The organism is Lentzea sp. NPDC004789 (assembly GCF_053601075.1).
The window spans coordinates 1-1,310 of sequence record NZ_JBSGBE010000059.1 but is presented as its reverse complement, the minus strand read 5'-3'; the positions used below and the strand labels follow the sequence as shown (position 1 = coordinate 1,310).

Sequence of the window (1,310 nt, the reverse complement as noted above, 5' to 3'; positions counted from 1 at the left end):
GTGGGCCTGACCCGTTTTGACGGACATCTGAGATCAGGGGTTTGCCCCTGGAAGGATGTCCTTATGAAGACCACGGGCTCGGACAAGCCCCGGCGTCCTCGTCGTGCGTTCACCCCGGAGTTCAAGGCGGAGATCGTCGAGCAGTGCCAGCGTGGCGACCGCTCGATCGGTCAGGTCGCGAAGGACTTCGACCTGACCGAGACCGCCGTGCGCGAGTGGGTTCGGCAGGCCGAACGTGACGCCGGGACCCGTGATGACGGCGGGCTGAGCAGCGACGAGAAGGCCGAGCTGGCCGCGCTGCGGCGGGAGAACCGGCGGCTGCGCGAGGACGTGGAGATCCTCAAGCGGGCCACGGCTTTCTTCGCGAAGGAGACCCGGTGAACGTCTACCCGTTCATCGAGGCGGAGAACGCCGGCAGCGGCAACGTCAAGCGTGCGTGCGAACTGCTCCAGGTCTCCCGTGCCGCCTACTACAACCGCCGCAGCGCGGGCCCGTCCGCACGTGAGCAGGCCGACGCCACGCTGACCGAGAAGATCATCGAGGTGCACGACGAGTCCAACGGCACCTACGGGACACCGCGGATCCACGCCGAACTCGCCGACCAGGGCCACCGGCACTCCCGCAAGCGCATCGCCCGGCTCCTGCGCGACGCCGGCCGAGCCGGACGGGCGCCGAAACGCTGGCGCACCACCACGATCCCGGACCCGGCCGCGACCACACCCGCCGACCTGATCGAGCGAGAGTTCTCCTGCAGCGCAAGGGACATCAACACTCGATGGTGCGGGGACATCACCTACATCAACACCTGGGAAGGCTGGCTCTACCTCGCGACAGTGATCGACCTCGGATCCCGGCGCGTCGTCGGCTGGGCCACCGCCGACCACCTGCGCACCGACCTGGCCGAGCAGGCCCTGCGCAACGCCGTCACCCAGCGCCGACCCAAGCCAGGAGTGATCTTCCACTCCGACAGAGGCTGCCAGTACACCTCTGGCCAGTACGCCCGCGCGGCCGCCGACACCGGGGTGCGGCTGTCCGTCGGCCGCAAGGGCCAGTGCTGGGACAACGCGGTCGCAGAGTCGTTCTTCGCCACCATCAAGACCGAGCTGCTCGACCGGCAGTCCTGGCCCACGAAAGCCAAGGCACACAAGGCAATCTTCGAATATGTCGAAGGCTGGTACAACACCCGCCGCCGGCATTCCAGCCTCGGCTACCTCAGCCCCGCCACCTACGAAGCCACCCGATACCAACCAGTCGATCAGGTAGCGTGACAACACCTCATCGACCTTGTCCGTCAAAACGGGGCAACCCCA

2 protein-coding genes are annotated in these 1,310 nt (G+C 67.3%); both read left to right on the top strand.

Annotation, left to right across the window (positions count from 1 at the left end; translation table 11 throughout):
• Window positions 1–63: 63 nt before the first annotated feature.
• The gene (locus ACWEIJ_RS46030; RefSeq protein ID WP_449843626.1) at window positions 64–381 is read left to right on the top strand and encodes a transposase; all 318 of its coding nucleotides are present in this window, start codon (window positions 64–66) and stop codon (window positions 379–381) included.
• Window positions 378–1,268 carry an IS3 family transposase gene (locus ACWEIJ_RS46025; protein WP_449843625.1) on the top strand — a complete coding sequence of 297 codons (891 nt, stop codon included), beginning with the start codon at window positions 378–380 and terminating at the stop codon, window positions 1,266–1,268. The genes ACWEIJ_RS46030 and ACWEIJ_RS46025 overlap by 4 nt, the downstream gene beginning before the upstream one ends.
• Window positions 1,269–1,310: the final 42 nt, after the last annotated feature.